This is a genomic window from Paenibacillus sp. P2(2022) (assembly GCF_029522175.1).
Classification (GTDB): domain Bacteria; phylum Bacillota; class Bacilli; order Paenibacillales; family Paenibacillaceae; genus Paenibacillus; species Paenibacillus polymyxa.
In genome coordinates, this window is record NZ_JAKWFI010000001.1 from 1,280,477 (window position 1) to 1,301,241 (window position 20,765).

Genomic DNA, 20,765 nt, shown 5'->3' on the forward strand with positions numbered 1-20,765 from the left:
CATGTTAACCATTGGAAAAGCATCTTTTACCTCAAGGCTGTTGCTGGGAACAGGGAAATTTTCGGATCTGAATATCCAATCCCAGGCTGTAGAGGCTGCTGAGACGGAAATATTAACGTTCGCTGTGCGCAGACTGAATTTGGAGGAACGGGATAAGCAACATTTTCTTGATACGCTAGATTTGAGCCGGTATACACTTCTTCCCAACACAGCAGGAGCAACAACAGCAGAAGAGGCAATCCGTATTGCCAAGTTGGCAAAAGCCTCTGGCTTGTGCGACATGATTAAGGTGGAAGTCATTGGGGATAGCAAAACGCTGTTGCCTGACCCTTTTGAAACGTTGAAGGCTAGTGAAAAACTGCTAGAGGAAGGCTTTGTCGTACTGCCCTACATATCGGATGATGTGATACTAGCAAAGAGGCTGCAAGAGCTTGGAGTACATGCCATTATGCCTGGTGCCTCACCGATTGGTACAGGACATGGTTTGCTCAATCCGTTTTCATTAGAGTTAATTATTGAGCAAGCAGAAGTTCCGGTTATCGTCGATGCAGGTATTCGCTCACCTGGTGACGCAGCAATGGCGATGCAGTTGGGAGCAGATGGTGTTCTGCTAAATACAGCTGTGGCGGGAGCGAAGAACCCTGTGAAAATGGCTGAGGCCATGAAGCTGGCTGTGCGTGCAGGCAGATATGGTTTTGAGGCAGGGATGATACCTGTAAAACGATATGCTTCAGCGAGCAGCCCAACAGAAGGCATGGTTCAAGGATGAGGATATCTGAAAAATCCGGTGCTGGAACACCACAAATTGATCGTTATTCCAGACAGGAAAGGTTTGCACCCTTTGGGCCTGCAGGCCAACGTCGGCTTGCTTCTTCTCACGTACTAATCATAGGTGTTGGAGCGCTGGGTACAGGCATTGCAGAAACGCTAGTTCGTGGAGGCGTAGGTACGGTAAGTCTCGTAGACCGGGATTATGTGGAATGGAGCAATTTGCAGCGCCAGCAGCTTTTTCAGGAAAGTGATGCAGCGCAAAGGTGTCCCAAAGCAATAGCGGCCCAGCGAAGATTAAAGGATATTAATTCGCAAACAGTCATCCATGCACATGTTTTGGATGTTGGGGTAGAAGAGCTGGAAGAGTTGATCCAGGGGGTGGATCTCATGATGGATGCAACCGATAACTTCGATACTCGGCTTCTTATGAACGACATGGCTCTCAAGCATCATATTCCTTGGATTTATGGAGGATGTGTGGGTAGCTACGGTGTAACTTACACTTTTTTACCGGGTCAAACACCTTGTCTACACTGTCTGATGGGAACTGTACCGTTTGGAGGAGAAACATGTGATACAGCCGGCATTATTCCGCAGGCAGTACAAATGGTCACCGCTAATCAGACTACAGAAGCTTTCAAACTTCTTGGTGGATATCCCGAGGACTTGAGAGGAAAATTGCTTTCGTTTGATTTGTGGAAAAATGAATATGTAGCAATAGCAGTGGATCGTCTCAAAAAGTCGAATTGTCCTTCTTGCGGTAGCCAACCGACGTATCCCTATTTATCGACCGCTCATCGGCAGAAAACAGATGTTTTGTGCGGTAGGGATACCGTTCAAATAAGACCTGCCAACCGGATATATCTGAATCTCGCAGAGATAGCAGATAGATTTGCAGCATTAGGCGAGGGAAACGTAGAGTGGAATTCGTATCTGGTTTCCTTTAGTGTGGGAGAGCATCGCTTGGTGGTTTTTGCAGATGGCAGAGCGCTGATCCATGGGACAAAGGACGTGGCCAAAGCAAGAAGTCTATATCATCGTTATTTGGGCTAAAAACCATAAACCTTAAAGCAGAAAGCCATTCTTCAGAGAATGATTTTCTGCTTTTTTGTTACACTAATACAAATATGTTTAATGGCTTATAACAAACTTGTTGTTCGTATCCAATATGTAATGCGATGTCCAAACCAGGTGGGTGAAAAAGATGAGCCCGTTAATTGTACTTGTGGATGAAAATGAAGCGCCCGCTGTATTCGTTCGTCCATTGGAGCAGGCAGGTTATCAGGTGGTTCATGTTCGTAATACGTCGGATGTACGCTCTTATATAGCTCAGCATCCTGTGAGTTTGCTACTCCTAAACATTAAAGATGAACAGGCGGGCACTCAAGGCTTGATTCGCATTTTGCAGCAGAACCATCCTCATGTCCCGATACTTGCAATGATTTCATCAGATGAAGAGGCACATATGGTTTCCTGCTTTGAACAAGGAGCTCATGATGTAATGGTAGTGCCCTTTTATCCTAGAGTTCTTCAGGCTAGAGTGGCTAATTTATTACGAATTTTTGGTGTTGAACGTGATGTGAAAAGGGCAATCGAAGCGGGGGATATACATATAGACACTGCAAGCAGAATGGTGAGCAGAGGGGAGCGAAAACTGGAATTAACTCCGAAAGAATTCGATCTTTTGCTACATCTGGCAATACATCTTAACCAAGTTTGCAGCAGGCAGCAAATTTTAAAGGATGTTTGGAAACATGATTATATCGCTGATACGAACGTAGTAGATGTGTACATCAGGCATTTAAGGGTTAAAGTAGATAGAGGACAAAAGTTTAAAATGATTCGAACGGAACGAGGTATTGGCTATTCACTCAGAACGCCAACCGAAGCAAAATAGCATAAGTTATATAAAAAAAGCCGGAACTGTTCGTCCCGGCTTACCTATTTCAAATGAGTGTTACATTACAGCACGCGACGTGCTTTAATGTATGTTCTTTTCCAGTTGCCAGAGTTTAAATCAGAGATGGTCACCCCAGGTCCGCCGTAAGTGTGTAAAATTTTACCTCCGCCCATATATACTGCTACGTGAGTAATGTTACGTCCTGTGGCACGGCTACCGCTTGAAAAGAACACTAAGTCCCCTTTTTTCAAATTGGCCTTGGATACGGCATGTCCGACTTTAGATTGTTGAACAGAAGTACGCGGCAAATCGACTCCGTATTTCTTGAATATGTGCTTCATGAAAGAAGAACAGTCAAAATTGCGTGTGGTGCTTGTGGAAGCTCCAAACTTATAAGGAGTACCCATATATTTTTTGCCGTAGTTAATTACTTTTTGACCTACGGTAGTAGTAGCAGTAGCAGCTTGTGCTGTATTTGTTCCCTCAATGGCAAAAGTACCAAAGCCGATCGTGGCAGCGACTCCTGCGATAATTACCTTTTTTATGATTTTATGCATATTCATGTTGTAAATACCTCCGAAAATTGATTTGTGCAATAATTTGCTGAGTTGCTAACTAACTGACAGCGTTGAGTATAACAGTTTTGAAGCCACCTAATAGTTGGAAAACTACTCTCAAATGCTTGAGGGACAAGACTTACGTCGTAATTATTAAAAAACGATTAAAAATTACAATTTGTAAAAAATAAAATGATTCTAGAACCTGTGAAAACGGAAAAACCCTTGTTAATCAAGGGTTTTGAGTGGGGGAACAACTTTTGGAATAGTTACAACAATGTCATAATTAATCCTTGCTTTGAATAACGAGTAGTAGACCGCTTTTAATAGAAATTGTACCTTTTGCAGCCGTTAGCTTATTGCTAACACCACGTGATTGTCCCATTTTAAGGGTTGCATTATGAAGTGGATACATAAATCCTTCCAGTTGTATACCTGTTACTTCGGCGGTCATTGGAATCAGCGATATATATGTATAGCCCATAGGCTGGATCTCGAGCGTTGATCCGGTCAGCTCGATATAATTATGTGCGTCCATGATAGCGCAACTAATATGATGCTGCATGGCCCGTACTAATATTTGAACATTGGCTAATGTGTGATCCATCCGAGTACCAGTCACACCGAGCATGAGTACATGATCTGCTTGTTCGTCCATAGCGATTTCTAAAGCGAGTTCTGTATCTGTTAGGTCCTTAAGTACTGGATCACACGCAAGCATACGTTGGCTTGCTGATTTCACCCTTTCTTTTTCCTCCGAAGTAATCGAATCAAAATCTCCTACAGAGACATGAGGCGTAATACCGTGTTCTATCAGGAAAAGGGCACCTTTATCTGCACCTATAATAAAATCATCGGGTTGTATTTGTTGTAAATCTTCTTCATTAAGACGACCGCCTGAAAATACAATGGCTCGTTTTTTCGTCATATCCAACATCCTTTCTTTCTGTATACGGTCCCATATATACGATCATTTTAAGTATACCGCGATAAATATGGCTTGCACAATTTTGGAGGACCTGGCTACAATGGAACAGAAAAAAAAGTGTGACGTGAATAGGAAGGGGAACGAAATGATTAACGTGTTGTTTGTGTGTTTGGGCAATATTTGCCGCTCTCCCATGGGGGAGGCAATACTGAGACATAAAGCAAAGGAACGGGGATTAGACGCAGAAATCCGGGTGGACTCGGCAGGAACAGGCGACTGGCACATTGGAAATCCTCCGCATGAGGGAACGCTAAAGCAGCTTAAACTGCACGGAATCAGCGAACAAGGCATACAGGCACGGCAAATAACGGATCGTGATTTTGACGCGTTTGATTATATTGTGTGCATGGATGACTCTAATGAACGAAATATGCGTAAACTTGCAGGTGGAGCTGATGCTGATATTCTAAAATTTATGGATTTGCTTCCCCAAGAAAAGTTAAGAGAAGTACCCGACCCATATTTTACCGGAAATTTTGAAGAGACCTATCGATTATTGGACGCGGGATGCGAAGCCTTGCTGGACAAGATCATAGAAGAAAAGCTATAATGTGAACGACAGATGACGGCAATCGTTGCCGTTTTTCGTTATACATTTTTGAAAGCGCAACCAAATCATAAAAAAGAGGAAGGAGCCTTATGACCTCCTAGGTCAATGCTCCATTCCTCATCATGCTGGGATGTTTTTTACTCAGGCACGATCCAAAAAATACATTAGCGCGTCAGGCAACTCGTTTTGCCAAAAGCCCCACAAATGTTTGCCATCCTTTTCACGGTAAGAAACTTCGGCGTTCCGCTCGCGCAGTAAATCAGCGCATTGACGGTTCAGCTCTACAAAGTTGTATATGCCGGTATCACTCTCAAAAGCATCTTCCTGAAGGCCAACTGTCATCCAAACATTTAGATGCGACAGTTCTTTCTCACGGGCAATAATTTCTTGCGAAGCTTCATAGTAGGCACCTGAGAGGCTGATAATACGATTAAACAGCTCAGGATACAATAGCGCCAAATGCAAAGACACACTGCCTCCCAGTGAATCTCCAGCAAGAATGCGGGAAGCTGCATCTTTTCTTATAGGATACTTTTGTTCCACATAGGGAATAATCTCTTCTGCAAAACAGGCAGTGTATGCCTCAAAACGATTGCCGAAGGGAGCGTACTCCTGAGTTCTGATTTTGGTGTTCACTTCTACACCTACAATAATGAAGGGTTCCACGCCTTCATCCAGTATGAGACGGTTGGCGTGTGTTGCAATGCGTCCAAAGTTGAAGAACTCCTCTCCATCCTGACAGTAGACGACAGGGTAGCTCAATATTTCATTATAGCCGGGCGGCAAATAAATCCGAAGAATTCGGGTTTCGCCAAGTAAGCGGCTGTCTACTTCGTCTTTAAGGATAGTTCGTTTTAAATACCTAGAATCCGTCATTTTTCGTCACCTTTCTTGGGTATTATTTTGCATTAAGGATCACAATAAGTTAAGATTACCCTGATTGCAATAGATGTTTAAAATTTCAATCATGTACTAAGCTGTTATAGTAAAAAACACACCCTGTTACATACACAAAAATGTGGCAAACTCAAAAAAAATAACTAAATCTTTGACGCGAGCGATATAACAGGTGTATAATAATCCTATAACAGCGGAACTTGATATTCAAATTTTTTTGTTGAGGTGAAGAAAATGAGCAAGGTTCCTTATGAAGTTTACACAGAGGAAGTTGAGGCTCTGTCCGTGCTTTCTCCGGATGGTGAAATTATCAATAAAGATAAATTGCCTAAACTTACAGATGATCAATTGAAAGAAATTATGTATCGTATGGTATTTACACGTACTTGGGATGACCGTGCTGTTAACTTGGGCCGTCAAGGACGTCTCGGCTTCTACGCTCCGGTATCCGGACAAGAAGCAACAATGGTTGGTAGTGAATTTGCGCTCCAAAAAGAAGACTTTATTGCACCAGGCTACCGAGATATTCCGCAACTCGTTTGGCATGGCCTGCCATTATATCAAGCTTTCTTATATTCCCGTGGTCATCAACACGGTGGTCAAATTCCGGACGGCGTTAACGTATTGATGCCGCAAATTATCATTGGTGCGCAAATTCTGCACGCTATGGGTATTGCAATGGGCTACAAACTGAAAAAACAAAAACAAGTCGTCATTACATATACAGGCGACGGCGGTTCTTCCGAAGGTGATTTCTACGAAGGTCTGAACTATGCTGGTGTGTACAAGTTGCCAGTTATTTTCTTTGTGCAAAATAATGGTTACGCGATCACAACGCCATTCTCAAAACAAACAGCTGCTCTTTCGATCGCTCATAAAGCAGTAGCTGCTGGTATTAAAGGTGTTAAAATTGACGGTATGGACGTGCTTGCAGTTATTAAAGCCGTTCAAGAAGCTGCAGAGCGTGGACGTAATGGCGAAGGCGCAACATTGATTGAAGCCGTTACTTACCGTTTTCGTCCGCATTCCCTTTCTGATGATGCGACGAAATATCGTTCTAAAGAAGAAGAAGGCGAATGGAATGCAAAAGATCCAATTGCCCGCTTTGCGAAATATCTTGAGAAAAAAGGTCTTTGGACTGAAGAAGATACAGCTCGCGTAAAAGAAGAAGCTAAGGCAAAAGTGAACGAAGAGATCAAAAAAGCCGAGAAAACAGAAAAAATGACAATTTCTGGCCTGATCGATAGCATGTTCGAAACTACGCCTAAGCATTTGGAAGAACAAAAAGCTGATTTTAAATAATTGAACTTGAAAGAGACCGGGCGGGAACCCGATCCGGTCTGCTTTTCGATTGACCTGAACTGAAATTGATCTGTCAATGTTTAAGGAGGAAATGAAGCAAATGGCACAAATGAACATGAAAGAAGCGATTCGTGACGCACTGCGCGTAGAGTTGAAACGCGACCCTAACGTCCTGCTTTTCGGTGAAGACGTAGGTCATGTAGGTGGCGTATTCCGCGCTACAGAAGGTTTGCAAAAAGAATTTGGCGAAGAACGTGTATTCGATACTCCGCTGGCGGAATCCGCAATCGGGGGTCTTGCTGTCGGTCTGGGTATCCAAGGATTCCGCCCTGTAGCTGAAATCCAGTTCGTAGGCTTTATCTTTGAAGCACTCGATCAAATGGCAATTCAAGCATCCCGTATGCGTTACCGTTCCGGTGGACGTTACAATTCTCCAATCGTATTCCGTACACCTTTTGGTGGCGGTGTTAAGGCAGCCGAGCTGCATACTGATTCCTTGGAAGGTCTTTTGACTCAAACACCAGGTATTAAGGTTGTTGTTCCTTCCAACCCTTACGATGCAAAAGGTCTTATGATCGCGTCTATTCGCGATAACGATCCAGTATTTTTCATGGAGCATTTGAACCTGTACCATGCATTCCGTGCTGAAGTTCCTGAGAATGATTACACAGTTGAACTGGGCAAGGCTAATGTAGTTCGTGAAGGTTCTGATGTAACGATCATTACTTACGGTATGATGGTACACACTTCAGTTAAGGCTGCTGAAGAGCTGGAAAAAACAAAAGGTATTAAAGTGGAAATCATTGATTTGCGTACAATCAGCCCGATTGACATTGATACCATTGTTGCTTCCGTTCAAAAAACAAATCGTGCCATCGTTGTTCAAGAAGCGCAAAAGAGTGCCGGTGTTGCTGCTGAAGTTATTGCACAAATTAACGAAAAAGCAATCCTGCATCTGGAAGCACCAGTTCTGCGTGTAGCAGGTCCGGATACCGTTTATCCATTTGCTCAAATTGAAGATACTTGGTTGCCAACGCCAACACGTATCATTGATGCGGTTAATAAAGTATTGGAATTTTAATTAAAGCACACCGTAAATTTGGGAGGTTTTAAACGTGGCAAAATTTGAATATAAATTCCCGGAGCTGGGTGAAGGTCTTCACGAAGGCGAAATCATCAAGATGCACATCAAGCCCGGCGACAAAGTAACTGATGATGATATCATCATGGAAGTACAAAACGACAAGGCTGTAGTTGAAGTTCCATGTCCGGTTAATGGTACGGTTCAAGAAGTATTTGCCAAAGACGGAGACGTCTTTAACGTAGGTCAAGTTGTAGCTGTCATCGACGCAGAAGGTGAACTTCCTGAACAAGAAGATGCACCGGAAGCACCAGCAGCTAGCCCTGAGCCAGTTGCTGCTGCACAAGGCGGAGCTGCAGGTGCAGCTAGATTTGAATATAAATTCCCAGAGCTGGGTGAAGGTCTGCACGAAGGTGAAATCATCAAGATGCACATCAAACCTGGCGACAAAGTAACTGATGATGATATCATCATGGAAGTACAAAACGACAAGGCTGTAGTTGAAGTTCCATGTCCGGTTAATGGTACGGTTCAAGAAGTATTTGCCAAAGACGGAGATATCTTTAACGTAGGTCAAGTTGTGGCTGTCATCGCTGCTGAGGGTGAACTTCCTGAGCAAGAAGAAGCACCAGCTGCTGTTAAACAAGAAGAGGATGCTGCAAAAGGCGGAGCGAACACGCAACCAGGTGCAACACCTGCTGCTTCGAATAAAGACGTACTGGCTACACCTAGCGTCCGCAAATTTGCACGTGAGCAAGGTGTTAACCTCGCTCAAGTGAGTGGTTCCGGCAAAAACGGTAAAATCACTAAAGAAGATGTAGAAGCTTTCAAAAATGGCGGAGGCCAAGCGGCTGCACCAGCAGCGAAAGAAGCTGCAAAAGCGCAAGAGCCAGCTAAGAAAGAAGCGAAAGCTGCAGCACCATCCGCACCAGCTGCAGATCCGCGTGCTGAGGAAGAACGCGTACCATTTAAAGGTATCCGTAAAGCAATTTCCAATGCTATGGTTAAGTCGGCTTACACGGCTCCACACGTTACAATTATGGATGAAGTGGATGTAACAGAGCTGGTTGCTTTCCGTACTCGTATCAAACCAATTGCAGAGAAGAAAGGCACAAAAGTAACTTACCTGCCGTTCATCGTAAAAGCTTTGGTTGCTGCTTCCCGTCAATTCCCGGCTCTGAATGCCTCGATCGACGAAGAAGCTAACGAAATTGTCTACAAAAAATACTACAACATCGGTATCGCTACAGATACAGACAACGGCTTGATCGTTCCTGTTATCAAAGATGCTGATCGTAAAAGTATCTGGATGATTGCTGATTCCATTCGTGATCTGGCTGTACGCGGTCGTGATGGTAAATTGGCTGCCAATGAAATGAGAGGAAGCACAATTTCCATCACGAACATTGGTTCCGCAGGCGGTATGTTCTTTACTCCAATCATCAACTTCCCTGAAGTTGCAATTTTGGGTACTGGCCGCATCAGTGAAAAAGCAGTCGTGAAAAACGGTGAAATTGTTGCCGCTCCAGTAATGGCTCTTTCCCTGAGCTTTGACCACCGTATTATTGACGGTGCAACTGCTCAAAACTTCATGAACTATATCAAACAGCTGCTCGCTAACCCTGAGCTGCTTGTAATGGAGGTGTAATCAATGGTAGTAGGAGACGCTTCTCTGGATATTGACACGTTGGTTATCGGTGCGGGTCCTGGCGGCTATGTAGCTGCCATCCGTGCCGCACAATTGGGACAAAGCGTATTGATCGTTGACAAATCTGAGCTGGGCGGTGTCTGTCTGAACCGTGGATGTATTCCATCCAAAGCTTTGATCTCTGCAGCTCATCAATACGAAGCAGCTAAACATGGCGAAACTTTCGGTATTACGGCTGAAAATGTAAAAGTAGATTTTGCTAAAACGCAAGAATTCAAAAACGGTGTTGTTAAGAAAATGACTGGCGGCGTAAGCGGCTTGCTCAAAGGCAACAAAGTCGAAGTTTTCAACGGTGAGTGCATGTTCATCAACGAAAACGAAGCGCGTGTATTCAACGAACATGAATCACCACGTTACCGTTTTAAAAATGCGATTATCGCAACAGGCTCCCGTCCTATCGAATTGAAGCCATTCCCGTTTGGCGGACGCATTCTGTCTTCTACAGAAGCATTGAACCTGCCTGAAATTCCGAAAAGCCTGATCGTTATCGGTGGTGGATACATTGGTGCAGAGCTTGGACAAATGTATTCCAAATTCGGTTCCAAAGTAACGATCATTGAAGGTATGGATACTGTTCTTCCTGGCTTCGATAAAGATATGACTTCCATCGTTTCGAAAAGCATGAAGAAAACAGGTATCGAAATCTTCACTGGCGCTAAAGCGGAAAGTGCGGAACAAACTGATAAAGATGTAACAGTGAAATTCTCTGTTAACGGTGAAAGCAAAGAAGTAACTGCTGAGTACCTGCTTGTAACTGTTGGACGTCGTCCAAATACAGACGGTGAACTGGGTCTGGATTTGATCGGTGTAGAACTGGATGACCGCGGAATGGTGAAAGTTGACCACCAAGGACGCACAAGCATTCCTCACATCTTCGCAATCGGTGATATTGTTCCTGGTCTTGCTCTGGCTCACAAAGCTTCTTACGAAGGTAAAGTAGCTGCTGAAGTAATTGCCGGCCAACCATCTGTTGTAGACTACAAATGTATTCCGGCTGTTGTGTTCACAGATCCAGAATGCTCTAGCGTAGGCTACACAGAGACACAAGCTAAAGAAAAAGGCTACAATGTCAAAGTTGGTAAGTTCTCTTACGGAGCAAACGGTCGTGCTGTTTCCCTGAACGCTGCTGAAGGCTTTGTGAAAATCGTAGCTGACGCAGATACAGGTCTGGTACTGGGTACGCAAATCGTAGGTCTGGAAGCTTCCAACCTGATTGCTGAGCTGGGTCTGGCGATTGAAATGGGTGCTACACTTGAAGATATCTCCCTGACTATCCATGCTCACCCTACACTGGGCGAACTTGTGATGGAAGCAGCAGAAGTCGTAATGGGTCATCCGATCCACGCATTGGCGCCACGTCGCTAATTCCATTTCATTATCTTGTTTTTGGATTCATACATGAAAAAAGAGGCAAGGAGCGCTATATGTGCGCTCTTTGTCTCTTTTTTCAAACTTTAAGATTATTGGACTATCATGAAAATTCACACAGTACATGGTCAAAAAAGTACCCTACATGATAAACTAAATATAGATTAATGGTGTAGATCGAGAGTTTTCAAAATTAAAAATGGACGATGCTGTTTTTTATTCATGCTCAAAGGAGAGAAACAACGTGCGCAACTACTTGGAATTGCTGGAGGATATTTTAGAGAACGGGGTAAAAAAAGAGGATCGGACAGGGACGGGAACATTATCTGTTTTCGGAAGGCAACTTCGTTTTGATCTGGCCAAGGGCTTCCCGTTAGTGACCACTAAAAGAGTACATTTGAAATCGGTTATACATGAGCTGTTATGGTTTTTGCGAGGTGATACCAATATTGCTTATCTCAAGGAGAACGGAGTTAGCATTTGGGATGAATGGGCAGATGAACAGGGGAATCTGGGACCTGTATATGGATCGCAATGGCGCGCATGGGAAACAACGGACGGACAACATATTGATCAAATTGCGAATGTCATTGAAGCTATCAAAAACAATCCGGATTCACGTCGACATATTGTCAGTGCTTGGAACGTGGCTGAAATTGAATCGATGAAATTGCCGCCATGTCATTTTGTATTCCAGTTCTACGTAGCTGGGGGAAAGCTATCCTGTATGCTGACGATGCGTTCAGTGGATACCTTCCTTGGACTGCCGTTCAACATCGCTAGTTATGCATTGCTGACGCATATGGTTGCACAGCAGTGTGGTTTGGAGCCTGGAGAGTTTATTTGGTCAGGTGGCGATGTGCATATTTATTCAAACCATATACAACAAGTGCATACGCAGTTGGAGCGTGATCCTTATCCCTTGCCACAGTTGAAAATTCTGCGCAAGCCTGAATCCATTTTTGATTACACTTACGAGGATTTTGTTTTTGAGAATTACGAGCATCATCCAGGGATTAAGGCGCCTGTCGCCATCTGATTAGAGGAGGTGGAAAGATGAGCATTTCGATGATATGGGCTATGGCACAAAATGGTGTGATTGGTCGGGATAACAGTCTTCCTTGGCGCCTTCCCAGAGATATGGCCTTCTTCAAAGAGCAGACGATTAATAAAACAGTACTCATGGGACGCAAGACGTGGGAATCCTTTGGCGGGAGAAGCCTACCAAACCGCCGCAACGTCGTTTTGACTCGAGATGAGAGCTATCAGGCGGAAGGTGCAGAAGTGATCCATACACTGGAGGAGGGGCTCCAACTTGCACAGCAAGAAGAGCTAATGGTCATTGGCGGAGCGGAGATTTATTCACTGTTTTGGCCACATGCGGATCGACTGATTGTGACTCGAATTGAGGGGACTTTTGAAGGCGATACGACGTTTCCTGAGCTGGATTGGAGCGGCTGGACTATAGTCAGTGAGACGCCGGGTATCAAGGACGACAAAAACTTGTATGACTACCGTTTTGTTGTTTACGAGAGAACAGAATAACATACAGGAATTCAACCTAGCTCATTTGAAAAATTAATAAACCATATAAAAAATCCTTTTGGCTGTAGATGCAGAAAGTTGCATAAGTTTTCATTACTTTTACGCTGTATTGTGATACAATAAATCAAATTCAATGAGAACAGACCCTTTCATAACACAAACAGACAAGTTCGAATTTGATTAGAATTCTGAATGGATGATCGGGGTTCATAAGCGAAGAGATGGGGGAACGTAACATGTCTACACCAACTGGATTTATGGAATACACACGACAGCTTCCTACAGACCGGGACCCGGCAGAGCGTATAAAGGATTGGGAAGAATTCCATAAGCATATGTCTGAAGAAGAGCTGCGTACCCAAGGGGCGCGTTGTATGGACTGCGGAACTCCTTATTGTCATACGGGGATGGATCTCATGGGAGCAACTTTAGGCTGCCCAGTTCATAATCTTATTCCGGAATGGAACAATCTCGTATATCGTGGTTTGTGGAAGGAAGCGTTAGATCGGCTGCACAAAACGAATAACTTTCCAGAATTTACGGGTCGTGTCTGTCCTGCGCCATGTGAAGGTTCATGTACAGTTGGCCTTATTGGGGAGTCTGTTACCATTAAGACAATTGAGGAAGCGATTATCGAAAAAGGCTTTGAGGAAGGTTGGGTCGTTCCTAACCCGCCGGAAAAACGTACAGGCAAACGAGTGGCTATTGTTGGCTCGGGTCCTGCGGGATTGGCTGCGGCGGCACAGCTTAACAAGGCAGGGCACAGCGTGACTGTGTATGAGCGTGCAGATCGTGTAGGTGGGTTGCTGATGTACGGAATTCCATCCATGAAGCTGGATAAGAAGGTTGTACAGCGCCGTGTAGATTTGCTGGAGGCTGAAGGTATCCAATTCATCACGAATACGGAAATTGGCAAGGATATCCCTACTGAGCAGTTGGTTGCCGACTATGATGCAGTTGTGCTATGCGGTGGATCTACAAAGCCGAGAGAATTCAATATTGAAGGCAGCGATTTGAATGGTGTTCATTATGCTATGGATTATTTGAATGGCACCATCAAGAGTTATCTGGATTCCAACCTCGAAGATGGCAACTATTTGTCCTCCAAAGGTAAGGACGTTATTGTTATCGGTGGTGGTGATACAGGTTCGGACTGTGTAGCTACTTCTTTGCGGCATGGTTGCCGGAGTGTCACTCAATTTGGCACACACACCAAAGCTCCGCTGGAACGTGATCCGATTGCGAATCCTTGGCCGCAGTTTCCGAATGTGTACTCTCTCGATTATGCACAGGAAGAAGCGAAAGCGTTGTTCGGAGAAGACCCGCGTGAGTTCTCTATCATGACAACCAAATTTGTGGGTGATGAGAATGGCAATCTGAAAGAACTGCACACCATTCAAATTCAACGTATTGTCGATGAAACAGGACGTAAAATCTATCAACCGATTCCAGGTACGGAACGCGTATTTCCGGCACAAATTGCGCTGATTGCAATTGGATTTGATGGGCCTGAGCAAACGATTGCGAAGGAAATAGGTTTGGAAACAGACCGCCGTTCCAATGTTAAGGCACGTTATGGGGAATATGTGACGAATGTGGATAAGGTTTTTGCTGCAGGTGACATGCGCCGCGGGCAGAGTCTTGTCGTGTGGGCTATTAATGAAGGCCGAGAAGCAGCACGTGAAGTTGATAAATACCTCATGGGTGCTACTGTTTTGGTATAATTATAAATTTTTATGTTACCGTTACGAATCAAGTAAAGGCTCCATCTTAGGATGGGGCTTTATTTGTGTTTAAAACTTTATCACTAGTAGTTGTTGAAACCAATTTTCTAGTGAGGTATACAAATCGTTGTAAATTAAATGTTATATAAAATAACTCTAAATTAACTTTAAATTAACTTTTTAATCATGTATTTGTTATCTATAGTGATCATAACATAAATAAGGACGGTGTGTGTAGCCTTTTCAAAGAAAAATACATTTATTTTACAAAATAATTAGATAAAAACTTAAATTGTGTAATATAAATTAACATTAATATTACACAAGTTTGCTAATAGTGCAGTTTTATTTTGGGTTTTCTATATTTATATTGCTTTAAAAGGAAGATGACATGATCTTTTCCAAGGTTACATAAAATCATGACCTGAGAGAATCATGATATCTATGGTATAATAGACGTACATTGTTGAAGCGCTAGACTAAATGAATTTACAAAGGAGCTTTCGCCGGGAGAAGGCTCCTTTTGCATGAGGCCGGGAACCTGTGTTTTCATTTGCGTTCCATGTATATCTATGATTCATGGAGGAGAAACAGAAGGCCGTCAGGAAGGAATGGAATGAATGAAGACGTTGATTATTGCTGAGAAACCAGATATGGGGCGGACAATTGCCGCTGTTATGGAGCCGCGTGCTAAAAATAACCGTACCTATTTGGAAGGGGAGAAATACATTGTAACCTGGGCGATCGGTCATTTGTTGGGTCTGGCTGAGCCGGATGCTTACGATGCTAAGTACAAACGATGGAATATTCAAGATCTTCCGATTATCCCTGAACAATTCAAAATCGTACCTAATCCGAAAACAAAAGATCAGCTAAAAATGATTGGTGAGCTGGCCAAACGCTGCAATGCCATCGTGAATGCTTGTGATGCTGGACGGGAGGGGCAATATATTTTTGCGTTAATTCAGCAGCAGTTAAATCTACGACAGCCGGTTAAGCGATTGTGGATCTCGGACTTGACGGCGGAAAGTATTGCGACTGGCTTTGAACGATTGCGAGATGCCTCGGAGTTTGAATTCCTGACTCAAGCTGCGCGGGCACGAAGTGAAGCGGACTGGCTGATTGGCATGAACGCCTCCAGAGCGTTCACAACACGACATAACACCTTGCTGTCGGTAGGACGGGTGCAGACTCCCGTGTTGGCACTAATTCATGATCGAGAAAAGGAAATTGAAGCATTTCAGTCTCAAACCTTCTATGACGTATGGGCTGAGTTCAAGCAAGATCAGATTAAGTACAAAGGGGCATGGCAGGGTGATCGGCTGACGAATCCGGAAGAAGCTGAGGGGATCGCTGCGGCGGTACGCGGAAAAGAGGGTGAAATTACCAAATATGATACGAAGCAGACAAAGGAGTATCCTTTTAAATTATACGATTTGACGCTGCTTCAACGCGAGGCGAATGCCAAGTACGGTTATTCGGCTAAAAAAACGCTGGATGTGGCACAAGCGCTTTATGAGCGTCACAAGGTCATTTCCTATCCGCGGACCAACTCTAATTATGTGACAGAGCAGAATATAGACGGCATGCATAAGGCATTACGGATGCTGGGGACAGGCCCTTATGCTGATCTGGTACAACAAGCAAACCCTAATTTGGTCCATAAACAGAATAAATCGGTCTGCAATCCGTCTCGTGTTGAGGATCACCATGCTATTTTGCCGACGTTAAAAAGGCCGGGAACGCTAAGCAAGGAGGAACAAAATGTATATGACCTGGTTATTCGTAGGTTTCTGTCGCATTTTTTTCCGCCGGCTGAATATAAAATGCATACCGTAATGACGCAGGTGGACAAGCATCTGTTTAAAACTAATATTAAGGAGCTTCTGTCCTTGGGATGGAAAGTGGTTTTGAGCAAGGCTGATCAGGATAAAGGTAAAAAGAGCAAAACATCCAAAAAAGAGGATGAAGAGGAAACGGACGAGTGGACGGACAAGAAGTTTGAAATTGATGCAGGGCGTCCGGTAGATTGTGTTCGCGCTGAGATGAAAGAAAAGGCGACTCAGCCTCCTAAAAGCTACACGGAGGGCACATTGCTTAAAGCGATGGAAAGCGCGGGCAAGCAGATGGAGAATGAGGAATTACGCGAGGTTATGAAGGATGCTGGATTAGGTACACCTGCGACACGGGCCGCCACAATTGAACGATTAAAGAAAGTCGGCTACATTGAGATGAAGGGCAAAAAGATTCTGATTACAGATAAGGGAAAGATGGCTATTGACCTGATCCGTCATGCCGGGGTAGATCTATTAGCTTCACCGGAGATGACAGGTCAATGGGAACGCCGTCTTCATCAAATTTCCAAGGGTGAGGCAGCTCAGGAGAAGTTTATGGATAACGTTAAAAGATTTACGTTGTCCATCATTGATAAGGTAAGGCAGCAGCCACCTGCTCCCGCAAATGCCTTTGGCGAGGAGGCAAGGAGTAATCGCTCGGGAGGAAAGACGAACGCCCGCGGCGTAGGTACGAGTGAAAGTGCCACCACCGCCAAAGGAAGAGACCGCACAGCATCAGGAGGCGGTAGCAGTGCAGGAAGTGCTGCGCTAAAGCAAGCATCGGCGCCAATAAGTCGCAGTTCGACTACAAAAGCAGTGCGGAGCTCATCTGATGGACAGTCAGATACTTCAGCAAGCCAAAGGCAGGCGTTAGGCAGCTGCCCGTGCTCCAATTGCGGTGGAAGCATTATTGAAGGCCGCAAAGGATATGGGTGTAGCCACTTTAAGCAGGGCTGTGGTTTTGTCATTTGGAAGGAATATGCGGGCAAGCAGATTACCGAAACGATGCTCAAGTCTCTGCTCGCCAAGGGGCAGACGCAATTGTTGTCTTTTAAACGTAAAGATGGATCGACCGTCAAAGCGCGGATTGTTCTGGATGTGCCAGGAACAGGACAACTTAGCGTTCGTGAGGATGTCTGAGATAGGAGCATCAACAAAAAAGGACCCTATCCGAGGGTCCTTTTTTGTTGATGCAATTGTATGCTTTCGTGGATCACCCGTGGCACTTCTGTTAGCTTTTGTATAGTATACATCACAGAGTTCACGCTTTTTTGCAATTCAACCATATTGTAAATCCATTCTTTGGGCTGCTTAAGATACACAGCGTGAATACCTGCCGCAAGGGCTGGAGATACGTCGGTGCGTAAAGAATTCCCAATCATCCAGGTGATGCTTCGGTCCAAGCGATTCATTTGGATGATTTCTTCCAGTGCATCTACATTTTTATGCTGGCGAATGTAGATACGGTCATCAAAGTAAGTAGCCAGCTTCATTTGTTCAATCTTTCTTTCTTGAATGACCTGCTCACCCCCAGTGTAAAGATGAAGGGAATGCCCTGCTTTTTGGAGTGAATTTAACGTTTCGGCCATACCTGGATACGGTTCGATTTCCTGCTCGTACACACTTCGGCCAAGCGAGCGAAGCTCCTGCTCTTCCCGAGAATCCGTACGGCGTCCAAATTGTTTCGAGAAAAACTGGTACGTATCTATTAGGGATTGTGGAAAATGCTCGCTGGCAAAACCCACCTGATGAACTCCAGCCACATCAATTTCGATTTGTTTTTCACGGATCGAATTTCTCGTTAGGTTATGAGCTGCAAACCATTCCTGAAGCAAATCGAAAAAGTGGTTGAGAATAAGATCGAAATACTTGTTGCAGTGGACCAAAGTGTCATCAAGATCAAATAAAATGTGCTGCTTCGGATACGACATGGTGCATACTCCTTCCAAGCCAAAGCTTTAACGGTGTTCGGTTTATAACTAAAGTTGCGATTCAAATTACAATCCAATATAGGATTCCAAAAATACCTGCAAATCAGCCGCACCGTCGGGACGGATGCTGAATTTTTCCTTGTGATAGCGTCCAATGTGGATGCGGAGCAAGCCAGCCACACGCAAAATCATCATATCAGACATAAGTGTATCTTCCAATCGTCTCAAATCATGACGCATGTCTTCAAGAGACTTAGGACCTTGAGCTACATAACGCAAAATGCGCAGTCGTTGCGGATCATTGACAGCACGAGTAAGCCGTAGTAGAAGCGTAGGCGGTTCTTCCTCACTCTCCTCGGGAATATCTACCGGATACTGGATCAGCAGTGTACGGGTATAAAAGCAATATGAATTAATTGGGCGATTATGGACGACCGGAAACAGCACCACTGTATCGAGATCTTCCATATGTGGGACGACTAGCCCGGCTGTTGCATATTCAACAAGTGCTTCCGGTTCCATTTTACTTAACAGCATGCGCTTTTCCGCAGCGTCTTCTTCTGCCAACACACGCAGTTCGCCTTCCAAGGTCCGAAAATAATCACGATCCCACAATCTGAGGAGTGGTGCATATACCTTACGAATGCGTAAAGATTCTTCAAAGGTTAAAAAAGGAATATGCGGAACAAGCAGCTCAAACATATCCTTGTCCGGTCCGTGATCCAAGTAAGAAATATAGTCGGATATTTCATCTGATTCCGGTCGAAGCAACGCCCAGGCATAGAGTGCGTCATAATCGCTAAAAGGGCAATCCTGAGCTGTAGCAAGCTCAGTACGAACTTCTTGTTGTAGTCGTGCATCCACCTTGTCGATCCATTCATGGCCCAAGTCCATATCTTGGACCCACTTTTTAGTTACATAGGCCATAAAGCTGCCGAGCAATTCATAAATTGGAGAAGTGTCTATTTTAATTTGATAACTCATGGAACCAAATGCCTCCTATTCTGTCTTCTAGCCCAGAGCGGTGAACGTAAATAAAGCCCGTCCATAAGCAAAACATGAGCATTTTGAAATTGCCCACTTATTTATTATGGCTTGTTCTGCCGGGCATTGTCCACTATAATATGAAATAGTGCGTTGTGACGTGAACTTGGTCGGATTGAACATACGAGGCTCTTCACCAAATGGAGTCGGATACATACCAGACTAGCTCTATCCGTAAAATCGTCATCTCAGATGGCGATTTTTTTCTTTTTCTCTTTAATACACTAAAATTAACGCTAAAAACATCTTAATATGTAATATACCGATTTTTCAGATGGTCATGGTATACATCGTGATAAGAATTATTATTGATTATGGTATCAAATGCAAATCATTTCTAAGCATTCATTTTATGATGTTAATAATTTAATTGTTCGGGCAGGAGGAGCTAGGATGTCGTCGTCGTTACGTGTTCATTATTTTATTTTAATTGCAGTTATTATTGTTGCTGGATTATGTCAGGGTTTGCTATTACCTATTTTGTCGATTTCTTTGGAACAAATGGGTGTTTCGTCTTCGCTAAACGGAATGAACGCGGCTGCACTGTATATTGGTTCATTTGCAATGACACTGGTGGCTGAACGGACTTTGGGATGGCTGGGGTTCAAAAAGCTGATGGCCGGTGGTCTTGTGCTTGTGCTCATTACGCTGCTGCTGTTCCCGCTAATTCCTGATATTCGGATTTGGTTCGTACTGCGTCTGCTCGTAGGTATTGGAGACAGTGCGTTGCACTATTCTGCGCAGTTGTGGATATTGCTAGTAACTCCACCAGAGAATCGAGGCCGCAACATTTCCTTTTATGGTATGTCTTACGGTCTGGGTTTTGCATTAGGCCCATTGGGATTATGGCTACTCGATTATGGAATGCTGGTTCCATTTGCTGCGTTGGCTTTTTTGTGCTTGCTTGTGTTGCTGTTAGTGTTAATCAAGCTACCTGACTCCAGACCGGAGAAGCAGGAAACTGAGGCGCGTCCCGCACAAAGATTCCGACGCAGCTATAGCTGGGCATGGTATGCTCTGTTGCCTGCATTTCTATACGGTTATATGGAAGCGAGCCTGAACAGTAATTTTCCAGTCTATGGCCTGCGTATTGGCTTCCATACCGATGAAATTGCTGCTTTGCTGCCTTTCGTTAGTTTGGGAGGCTTAGTGTTGCAACTGCCTTTGGGTATATTAAGTGACCGTTGGGGACGTAAAAAAGTGCTAATGAGCGTAGGTATAGCGGGAGGATTGACCTTTATGTTGCTACCCTGGAGTGGTAATCATTTTATGTTCACTTTGGTATTGCTGACCATCGCAGGTGGATTGGTAGGCTCCTTTTTCTCACTTGGTTTGGCCTATGCAGCTGACCTGTTACCCAAATCATTTTTGGCGGCTGCAAATGTGCTGGCATCCTTTCATTTTAATCTGGGAAGTGTGGTCGGACCTAATATTAGCGGAGGGTTGCTGGACATTGGAACTCAAGGCAGCATGTTTCTAGTCCTTGGAGGTAGTTACATTGTTTTTGGATTGTTGGGTCTGTTTTCCCGAAAAAGAGTACCGGCGGTTTAAAACTGCGGTTTGC

The 20,765-nt window shown here is 44.2% G+C and carries 18 protein-coding genes; 13 read left to right on the top strand and 5 right to left on the bottom strand.

The annotated features are described in order from the left end of the window. Position 1: 1 nt before the first annotated feature. From MMB75_RS05835 to MMB75_RS05845, 3 genes are all read left to right on the top strand, one after another. The gene (locus MMB75_RS05835; protein WP_045244497.1) at positions 2 to 769 is read left to right on the top strand and encodes a thiazole synthase; all 768 of its coding nucleotides are present in this window, start codon (positions 2 to 4) and stop codon (positions 767 to 769) included. Further along, positions 766 to 1,824 carry a ThiF family adenylyltransferase gene (locus MMB75_RS05840; RefSeq protein WP_045244498.1) on the top strand — a complete coding sequence of 353 codons (1,059 nt, stop codon included), beginning with the start codon at positions 766 to 768 and terminating at the stop codon, positions 1,822 to 1,824. Before MMB75_RS05835 ends, MMB75_RS05840 begins: the two co-directional genes overlap by 4 nt. 151 nt (positions 1,825 to 1,975) lie before the next feature. Further along, entirely contained in the window at positions 1,976 to 2,668 is a 693-nt protein-coding gene (locus MMB75_RS05845; RefSeq protein WP_016821915.1) for a response regulator transcription factor, read from the top strand. A 65-nt stretch (positions 2,669 to 2,733) separates the two neighbouring features. Here the strand turns inward: MMB75_RS05845 and MMB75_RS05850 are convergent, their stop codons facing one another. Together MMB75_RS05850 and MMB75_RS05855 are read right to left on the bottom strand one after the other, a co-directional pair. Further along, positions 2,734 to 3,234 (bottom strand): C40 family peptidase, encoded by a 501-nt coding sequence (locus MMB75_RS05850; protein WP_013371461.1) that lies wholly within the window; start codon positions 3,232 to 3,234, stop codon positions 2,734 to 2,736. A 280-nt stretch (positions 3,235 to 3,514) separates the two neighbouring features. Further along, the gene (locus MMB75_RS05855) at positions 3,515 to 4,156 is read right to left on the bottom strand and encodes a thiamine diphosphokinase (protein WP_031461580.1); all 642 of its coding nucleotides are present in this window, start codon (positions 4,154 to 4,156) and stop codon (positions 3,515 to 3,517) included. 145 nt (positions 4,157 to 4,301) lie between these two features. Between MMB75_RS05855 and MMB75_RS05860 the strand changes: the two genes are divergently transcribed. Then, positions 4,302 to 4,766, top strand: a complete 465-nt coding sequence (locus tag MMB75_RS05860) for a low molecular weight protein-tyrosine-phosphatase (RefSeq protein WP_013371459.1) — start codon at positions 4,302 to 4,304, stop codon at positions 4,764 to 4,766. Positions 4,767 to 4,907: 141 nt separating this feature from the next. Here MMB75_RS05860 and MMB75_RS05865 read toward each other — a convergent pair whose 3' ends face one another. Beyond that, complete coding sequence (locus tag MMB75_RS05865; RefSeq protein ID WP_016821912.1) at positions 4,908 to 5,642, bottom strand: alpha/beta hydrolase; 735 nt, start codon at positions 5,640 to 5,642, stop codon at positions 4,908 to 4,910. A gap of 255 nt (positions 5,643 to 5,897) precedes the next feature. Here MMB75_RS05865 and pdhA point away from each other — a divergent pair, with 255 nt between their 5' ends. From pdhA to MMB75_RS05905, 8 genes are all read left to right on the top strand, one after another. Further along, entirely contained in the window at positions 5,898 to 6,965 is a 1,068-nt protein-coding gene (gene pdhA, locus MMB75_RS05870; RefSeq protein ID WP_016821911.1) for a pyruvate dehydrogenase (acetyl-transferring) E1 component subunit alpha, read from the top strand. Between the two features lie 100 nt (positions 6,966 to 7,065). Then, complete coding sequence (locus MMB75_RS05875) at positions 7,066 to 8,046, top strand: alpha-ketoacid dehydrogenase subunit beta (protein ID WP_013371456.1); 981 nt, start codon at positions 7,066 to 7,068, stop codon at positions 8,044 to 8,046. A gap of 34 nt (positions 8,047 to 8,080) precedes the next feature. Continuing rightward, positions 8,081 to 9,694 (top strand): 2-oxo acid dehydrogenase subunit E2, encoded by a 1,614-nt coding sequence (locus MMB75_RS05880; RefSeq protein WP_045244499.1) that lies wholly within the window; start codon positions 8,081 to 8,083, stop codon positions 9,692 to 9,694. A gap of 3 nt (positions 9,695 to 9,697) precedes the next feature. Continuing rightward, on the top strand, positions 9,698 to 11,119 hold the full coding sequence (gene lpdA, locus MMB75_RS05885) for a dihydrolipoyl dehydrogenase (protein WP_016820706.1): 1,422 nt from the start codon (positions 9,698 to 9,700) through the stop codon (positions 11,117 to 11,119). Between the two features lie 247 nt (positions 11,120 to 11,366). Then, on the top strand, positions 11,367 to 12,161 hold the full coding sequence (thyA, locus tag MMB75_RS05890) for a thymidylate synthase (RefSeq protein WP_016820707.1): 795 nt from the start codon (positions 11,367 to 11,369) through the stop codon (positions 12,159 to 12,161). Positions 12,162 to 12,178: 17 nt separating this feature from the next. Then, the gene (locus MMB75_RS05895) at positions 12,179 to 12,667 is read left to right on the top strand and encodes a dihydrofolate reductase (RefSeq protein ID WP_045244500.1); all 489 of its coding nucleotides are present in this window, start codon (positions 12,179 to 12,181) and stop codon (positions 12,665 to 12,667) included. 236 nt (positions 12,668 to 12,903) lie between these two features. After that, a complete protein-coding gene (locus MMB75_RS05900; RefSeq protein ID WP_045244501.1) occupies positions 12,904 to 14,391 on the top strand; it encodes a glutamate synthase subunit beta in 1,488 nt (495 codons plus the stop codon). 620 nt (positions 14,392 to 15,011) lie between these two features. After that, the gene (locus tag MMB75_RS05905) at positions 15,012 to 17,366 is read left to right on the top strand and encodes a type IA DNA topoisomerase (protein ID WP_045244502.1); all 2,355 of its coding nucleotides are present in this window, start codon (positions 15,012 to 15,014) and stop codon (positions 17,364 to 17,366) included. A 26-nt stretch (positions 17,367 to 17,392) separates the two neighbouring features. Here the strand turns inward: MMB75_RS05905 and MMB75_RS05910 are convergent, their stop codons facing one another. Beyond that, the gene (locus MMB75_RS05910; protein ID WP_045244503.1) at positions 17,393 to 18,157 is read right to left on the bottom strand and encodes an HAD family hydrolase; all 765 of its coding nucleotides are present in this window, start codon (positions 18,155 to 18,157) and stop codon (positions 17,393 to 17,395) included. A 66-nt stretch (positions 18,158 to 18,223) separates the two neighbouring features. Then, entirely contained in the window at positions 18,224 to 19,141 is a 918-nt protein-coding gene (locus MMB75_RS05915; RefSeq protein ID WP_045244504.1) for a hypothetical protein, read from the bottom strand. A 453-nt stretch (positions 19,142 to 19,594) separates the two neighbouring features. Here MMB75_RS05915 and MMB75_RS05920 point away from each other — a divergent pair, with 453 nt between their 5' ends. Beyond that, complete coding sequence (locus MMB75_RS05920; RefSeq protein ID WP_031461574.1) at positions 19,595 to 20,752, top strand: MFS transporter; 1,158 nt, start codon at positions 19,595 to 19,597, stop codon at positions 20,750 to 20,752. The last annotated feature ends 13 nt before the right edge of the window (positions 20,753 to 20,765 follow it).